The organism is Mesorhizobium sp. M7A.F.Ca.CA.002.15.2.1, from assembly GCF_003998715.1.
Classification (GTDB): Bacteria; Pseudomonadota; Alphaproteobacteria; order Rhizobiales; family Rhizobiaceae; genus Mesorhizobium; species Mesorhizobium ciceri.
Window position 1 is genome coordinate 1 of the sequence record NZ_RZPI01000246.1, and the last position, 7,288, is coordinate 7,288.

Genomic DNA, 7,288 nt, shown 5'->3' on the forward strand with positions numbered 1-7,288 from the left:
GGCGCCGCCAATGCGGGCGAGGGCAGCTGGCTGTCCGGCGACTGGTATCTGACCGTTGGCGCCACCGGCCTGGTCGCGCCCAATTTCGAGGGCGGCAGGAAATACATGCTGAGCGCCCAACCCATCATCTCATTGGGCAAGGCCGGACCGGCGGCACGCTTTGTCTCGCGCAACGACAACATCTCGTTGGCGCTGGTCGACGATGGCGGTGTCCGCGCCGGCCTGACCGGCAAGTTCCTGTTTTCCCGCGACGACGACAACGCCGATGAACTGAAGGGCCTCGATCCGGTGCGCTGGGGCGGCGAAGTCGGCGGCTTCTTCGAATTCTATCCGACGGACTGGCTGCGCGCCCGCGCCGAGCTGCGCCACGGCATTCGCGCCCACAACGGCTTTGTCGCCGACATCGCCGCCGATGCCTTTTACGACGTGACGCCGACCGTCAGGATTTCGGGAGGACCGCGTGTTTCCTTCGCCTCTGGCAACTATTTTGACGCCTATTATGGCGTCAACGCGCAGGAGGCGGTGGCCTCGGGCCTGAGCGAATACCATCCCGGTGGCGGGCTGAAATCGACCGGCCTTGGCGGCGCCATAACCTGGAAGGTGACCGAGCCGATGACCGCCAGCCTGTTTGGCGAATATTCGCGCCTGATGGGACCGGCGGCCGATTCCAGCCTGGTCAAGGAGCGTGGCGACCGCAACCAGTTCACGGTCGGCGTGTCGACCACCTACCGCTTCGATTTCACGATGTAGGTGAATCGAACGAGAGACGCTTTATTCCTGCCGTGGCTTCGGCTAAAAGCCCAGCCATGACCAGCTTTTCGCGCCTTTTCGCGATCGCGATACGAATTACAGGCCCGGTGTTCCGGGTGGCCTGAGCGCCGCCGGAGCCGCCGGGAGTTTCTGCGCGCCCCTCGCGCTTTTTTCATAACATGATAGTTCACGCCCGAGCTTGTACGCCCGCCGGGCAATGCACATGGCAGACCAATGACCGACACAACTGAAACGATCGACTATTCCAAGACGCTTTATTTGCCGCAGACGGACTTCCCGATGCGCGCCGGCTTGCCGGAGAAGGAGCCGCTGCTGGTCAAGCGCTGGCAGGACATGGATCTCTACCGCAAGCTGCGCGAGAGCGCTGCCGGCCGCACGAAATACGTGCTGCATGACGGCCCGCCCTACGCCAATGGCAACATCCATATCGGCCATGCGCTGAACAAGATCCTCAAGGACGTCATCACCCGCTCGTTCCAGATGCGCGGTTACGACTCGAACTATGTGCCCGGCTGGGACTGTCACGGCCTGCCGATCGAATGGAAGATCGAGGAGCAGTACCGCGCCAAGGGCAAGAACAAGGACGAGGTACCGGTTAACGAGTTCCGCAAGGAATGCCGCGAATTCGCCGCGGGTTGGATCACAGTGCAGGGGGCCGAGTTCCAGCGCCTCGGCGTCATCGGCGACTTCAAGAACCCCTATACGACGATGGCTTTCCATGCCGAGTCGCGCATCGCCGGCGAGCTTTTGAAATTTGCCATGTCGGGCCAGCTCTATCGCGGCTCCAAGCCGGTGATGTGGAGCGTGGTCGAGCGCACGGCGCTGGCCGAGGCCGAGATCGAATACCACGACTATGAGAGCGACACGATCTGGGTGAAGTTTCCGGTCGCCAGCCTTGTCCGCCCCATTGACGATGGCCAGACCAAGCTGACGGAGGGCGCCCTCGATCTGCTGCAGGCCCACGTCGTCATCTGGACGACGACGCCGTGGACGATCCCAGGCAACCGCGCCGTCAACTATTCGCCGCGTATAAATTATGGCCTCTACGAGGTCACGGCAGCCGAGAACGCGTTCGGCCCGCAGCCGGGCGAAAAGCTGATCTTTGCCGACGCACTGGCCGAAGACTCCTCGGCCAAGGCCAAGGTCACCTTGAATCGTCTCCGCAGCGTCTCGGCGCAAGAGCTTGGAAGCCTTACGCTTTCACATCCGCTCAAGGGCTTGGGCGGCGGCTACGAATTTGCCGTTCCGATGCTCGCCGGTGACCATGTCACCGACGATGCCGGCACCGGCTTCGTCCACACCGCGCCCGGACACGGCCGCGAGGACTTTGACGCCTGGATGGACGCGGCGGTGGATCTGCGCGCACGCGGCATCGATCCCGCCATCCCGTTCACCGTTGACGATGGCGGCTTCTTCACCAAGGACGCGCCGGGTTTCGGACCGGACCGCGAGGGTGGACCGGCGCGCGTCATCGACGACAACGGCAAGAAGGGCAACGCCAACCAGGCCGTCATCGACGAGCTGATCAAGCGCAACGCGCTGTTCGCGCGTGGCCGGCTGAAGCACAGCTATCCGCATTCGTGGCGGTCCAAAAAACCGATCATCTTCCGCAACACGCCGCAATGGTTCGTTTATATGGACAAGGACCTCGGCGACGGCTCGACGCTGCGCAGCCGGGCGCTCAAGGCCATCGACGAAACCCGTTTCGTGCCCGCCGCCGGCCAGAACCGCATCCGCGCCATGATCGAGGAGCGCCCGGACTGGGTGCTGTCGCGCCAGCGCGCCTGGGGCGTGCCGATCGCCGTCTTCGCCGATGTCGACGGCAATGTGCTGAAGGACGAAGCGGTCAACCAGCGCATCATGGACGCCTTCGAGAAGGAGGGCGCCGACGCCTGGTTCGCCGCTGGCGCCAAGGAGCGTTTCCTTGGCAATCACGATGCCTCCAAATGGAAGCAGGTGATGGACATCCTCGACGTCTGGTTCGATTCGGGCTCGACGCATGTCTTCACGCTGGAGGATCGCCCTGACCTGAAATGGCCGGCCGACGTCTATCTCGAAGGCTCCGACCAGCATCGCGGCTGGTTCCATTCCTCGCTGCTGGAAAGCTGCGGCACCAGGGGCAGGGCGCCTTACGATACTGTCGTCACCCATGGTTTCACCATGGACGAGGATGGCCGCAAGATGTCGAAGTCGCTCGGCAACACCGTGGTGCCGCAGGACGTCATCAAGCAGTCGGGCGCCGATATCCTGCGTCTGTGGGTGGTGACGACCGACTACTGGGAGGACCAGCGGCTCGGCAAGAACGTGCTGCAGACCAACATCGATGCCTACCGCAAGCTGCGCAACACCATCCGCTGGATGCTCGGCACGCTCGCCCATGACGATGGCGAAGAGGTGCCGCTGGAGAAGATGCCGGAGCTGGAGCGGCTGATGCTGCACCGGCTGGCCGAGCTCGATGAGGTCGTGCGCTCGGGCTACGACGCTTTCGAGTTCAAGCGCATCACCCGCATGCTGCTCGATTTCATGGTGGTCGAGCTGTCGGCGTTCTATTTCGACATCCGCAAGGACGCGCTCTACTGCGACGCGCCGTCGAGCCTGAAGCGCAAGGCTTCGGTGCAGGTGGTGCGCCATCTCTTCGATTGCCTGGTGAAATGGCTGGCGCCGATGCTGCCCTTCACCATGGAGGAGGCCTGGCTCGATCGTCATCCCGACGCGGTCTCGGTGCATCTCGACCAGTTCCCGCAAATCCCGGCGGACTGGCAGAACGAGGCGTTGGCGGAAAAGTGGCGCCAGGTGCGGCAGGTGCGGCGCGTCGTCACCGGCGCGCTGGAGATCGCGCGCGCCCAGAAGGTGATCGGATCGTCGCTGGAAGCGGTGCCGGTCGTCACCATCAACGATGCAGCGCTCGAAGCGGCGATTTCAGATGTCGACATGGCCGAGATGGCGATCACCAGCGATCTGGTCATCGCGCATGGCGAGGCACCGGCTGGTGCCTTCGCGATCGACGACGTCAGGGGTGTCGCCGTGGTGGTCGAGAAGGCCGAGGATCGCGGCCTGTTAAAATGCGCACGCTCATGGCGCTACACCGCCGATGTCGGCCAGGATCCGGAATTCCCGGATGTTTCGGCCAGGGATGCGGCGGTGCTGCATGAATTGAAGGCGCTTGGCCGGCTTTGACAGGCCGGCCAGCTTGATCGGTGCACAAATGCCACGCCGGGCGGGTGAAAACCGCCCGCGCGTTGCCCTTAACGAGTGGTTGAGGTAAACACGCGAAACTCCGGAAGACAAATTGTCGCCGGATTTCCGTCGCAAGTGCTTGGACGATGGGGACCGGCCACGAGGCTGGTGGCAATCGAGAGGCTGTCTAGAGTGGGACTTTTTGGCATGACCGAGAGATATAATGCGCGCCTGGCGCTGCTGGCGCCGCTTGTCGCGTCGGGCCTCGCTTTGTCCGGCTGCATGGGCTCTCCGACCTACGGCACCGACAAGACCGCCGGCGAACAGCTGGCCGGCGATATTTCAGGCGCCTTTTCATTTGCGCCGAAGCGCAAGGAACAGATCGACTACAAGCCGCGTCCGACGCTTGTAAAGCCGGCGCCCGGCCAGAAGGAAGCGCTGCCGGCCCCGCAGGACAGCATCGAGACGGCGAGCGCCGAATGGCCCGAATCGCCCGAGCAGCGCCGCGCCCGCTTGCGGGCCGATGCCACCGCCCATCAGAACGACCCGGCCTATCAGTCGGAGATCGTCGACGACGTGCAAACCGATCCGGCCTCGGTGAAAAGGGCGATGGCGGAGTCAGGCTCGAGCCACCCGCCGGCATGGACACCGGCCGATTCCGACAAAGGCCGTGCCGCCGAGATCCAGCGTCGCCTCGCCGACAGCAAGCAGGGCGATCCGAACACCCGCAAATATCTGAGCGAGCCTCCAGTGCAGTATCGTGTCGCGGCCGGCACCGCGCCGCAGAACGAGCTTGGCGAGGACGAGTACAAGAAGGAACGCCGTCTCAAGAAAGAGGCGGAAGGCAAGAAGGGCAGCGGCTGGTTCGATTGGCTGTAAGAACACCGAATTGTGTCGCCGGGCGTAGCGCCCGCTTCAGCCGCGCCGCTCCCGAAAAAATCCTTTAAGCAGCAGGCCTGCTTCGGTCTCGCCCATGCCCGGATAGATGTCGGGCGCGTGGTGGCAGGTCGGCGAGGCGAAGAAGCGCACGCCATTGACCACAGCGCCGCCCTTGTCGTCGGCGGCGCCGAAATAAAGCCGGCGCAGCCGGGCGAAGGAAATGGCGCCGGCGCACATGGCGCAAGGCTCCAGCGTCACATAGAGATCGTGCCCGGTCAGCCGCTCGGCCGACAGTTTGCGGCAGGCTTCGCGGATGACCAGCATCTCGGCATGCGCGGTCGGGTCGGCAAGTTCGCGTGTGCGGTTGCCGGCGCTGGCGACAACACCAGCGCCGTTGGCGATGACGGCGCCGACCGGCACTTCGCCTCGCAAGGCGGCAGCTTCGGCCTCCTTCAGCGCCAGCGCCATGAAATCGGGCCGCTTCACGCGATTTCCACTCCGATTATCTCCTCGCCACCTGACGGTGATCCTGTTATGGAGCGCATGACATCGAAAATCGGGACTCGGTTTTCGAAAATGATCATGCGCCACATCAAAAGTGCTACAGCGTTCGTTGCGCGCCCGAAAGGATGCGCCACGCTGTAGCAGCGCAAACGGATAAAGGCCACATGGACGACAACGACAAGAAATTCCGACCCAGGAAGGGGCCGGCCAAGAGTGGGCCGAAAGCCGCGGGACCGCGCAGCCGCGATGGCGCCGCGGGCAAGGGCGGCAAACCGTCCTTTGGCGCCAAGAAACCTTACGCACCGCGTGGCGACCGGCCGATGGCTGCCGATGGCGAGCGGCCGAAGCGCGATTTCAAGGGCGGCGACAAGCCTTTCAGCAAAGGCCCGCGTCCCGAAGGCAAGCCTTTTGAGAAACGCGAGGGGCCGCGCAAGCCCTATGCACCGCGCGGCGATCGCCCAATGGCCGCCGAAGGCGAGCACAAGCCCTATGAAAAGCGCGAAGGACCGCGCAAGCCCTACGCACCGCGCGGCGATCGTCCAATGGCCGCAGAAGGCGAGCGCAAACCGTATGAAAAGCGCGAGGGGCCACGCAAGCCCTATGCGCCGCGCGGCGACCGCCCGGTGGCCGCTGAAGGCGAGCGCAAGCCCTACGAGAAGCGCGAAGGGCCACGCAAACCCTATGCACCGCGGGGCGACCGGCCGGCTGCGGCGGCAGCGGGCGGCGAAAAGCGCTTCGACCGTCCCAAGCGCGATTTCAGTGACCGCGCCCCGCGTGACGCCGTCGATCGCCCAAAGCGTGACTTCAGCGATCGCCCGAAGCGGGATTTCAACGATCGGCCGCAAGGCGCGTCAGGCGGCAGCTTCAAGCCACGCCCGCGTCCCGCCGAGGCTGCGGAAGAGGCAGGCGAGCGCATCGCCAAGCGGCTGGCCCGCGCCGGCCTCGCCTCGCGCCGCGATGCCGAGGAGCTGATTGCCGCCGGCCGCGTAAAGGTCAATGGTCGCGCTCTGACTTCACCGGCCTTCAACGTGATGCCTGATGACATCATCCATCTCGACGGTATGGAAATCCCGCCGATCGAGCGCACAAGGCTGTTCCTGTTCCACAAGCCGGCCGGCGTCGTCACCACCAACCGCGATCCCGAGGGCCGCAAGACCGTCTTCGACGTGCTGCCGGCTGAATTGCCACGGCTGATGACCATCGGCCGGCTCGACATCAACACCGAAGGCCTGCTGCTGCTCACCAATGATGGCGGCCTGTCGCGCGTGCTCGAACTGCCGGCCACCGGCTGGCTGCGCCGCTACCGCGTGCGCGTCCACGGCAAGGTCGAGGAAAGCGCGCTTGCCGGCCTGCGCGAAGGCATCGCCGTCGACGGCGTCTTTTACGGCGCCATCGAAGCGACGCTCGATCGCGAGCAAGGCACCAATGCCTGGCTGACGATCGGCCTGCGCGAGGGCAAGAACCGCGAAGTCAGGAACATCCTGGGTTCGCTCGGCCTCGACGTGACGCGGCTGATCCGTATCTCCTACGGGCCGTTCCAACTCGATGACCTCGCCGAGGGCCATGTGCTGGAAATCAAGGGCAGGGTGTTGCGCGACCAGCTTGGCGAGCGCCTGGTCGAGGAATCCGGCGCCAATTTCGACGCCGATGTCCCCAAGCCGTTTTCCAACAAGCCGGTGCGGCGCACCGAAGTTCGCGAGCCGGAGCCGGAACGGCCGAAATTCACCCGCGATGGCGAGCGCCGCCCGATCGGCGAGGGCGGGTTGATCAAGAATCGCAAGCGCCGCGAAGGCAGCCGCGATGAGGCTCTGGGCAAACTGTCGACAAGCCCCGACAGAAACGCTGAGAAGAGTTTTGGCGAACGCGCCCCGCGTCCCGAACGCAGCTTTGGCGACAAGCCGCGCGGCAATTTCGGCGACAAACCGCGCGGTGGCTTCGGCGACAAGCCGCGTGGTGC

Annotated in this window: 5 protein-coding genes; 4 read left to right on the forward strand and 1 reads right to left on the reverse strand. The window is 64.6% G+C overall.

Annotated elements, in window-relative coordinates; all coding sequences use genetic code 11:
* The 3 genes from ENZ74_RS15555 to ENZ74_RS15565 form a co-directional block, all read left to right on the forward strand.
* A partial coding sequence (locus tag ENZ74_RS15555) for a MipA/OmpV family protein (RefSeq protein ID WP_164761045.1) occupies positions 1 to 750 on the forward strand: 750 nt, incomplete at its 5' end.
* Between the two features lie 234 nt (positions 751 to 984).
* Entirely contained in the window at positions 985 to 3,948 is a 2,964-nt protein-coding gene (gene ileS, locus ENZ74_RS15560; RefSeq protein ID WP_063167720.1) for an isoleucine--tRNA ligase, read from the forward strand.
* A gap of 207 nt (positions 3,949 to 4,155) precedes the next feature.
* A complete protein-coding gene (locus ENZ74_RS15565; protein ID WP_013532359.1) occupies positions 4,156 to 4,827 on the forward strand; it encodes a hypothetical protein in 672 nt (223 codons plus the stop codon).
* Positions 4,828 to 4,863: 36 nt separating this feature from the next.
* Here ENZ74_RS15565 and ENZ74_RS15570 read toward each other — a convergent pair whose 3' ends face one another.
* The gene (locus ENZ74_RS15570; protein ID WP_013532358.1) at positions 4,864 to 5,313 is read right to left on the reverse strand and encodes a nucleoside deaminase; all 450 of its coding nucleotides are present in this window, start codon (positions 5,311 to 5,313) and stop codon (positions 4,864 to 4,866) included.
* Between the two features lie 182 nt (positions 5,314 to 5,495).
* Here ENZ74_RS15570 and ENZ74_RS15575 point away from each other — a divergent pair.
* Positions 5,496 to 7,288 (forward strand): pseudouridine synthase (locus ENZ74_RS15575; RefSeq protein WP_127312852.1); only part of this gene is annotated, 1,793 nt, incomplete at its 3' end.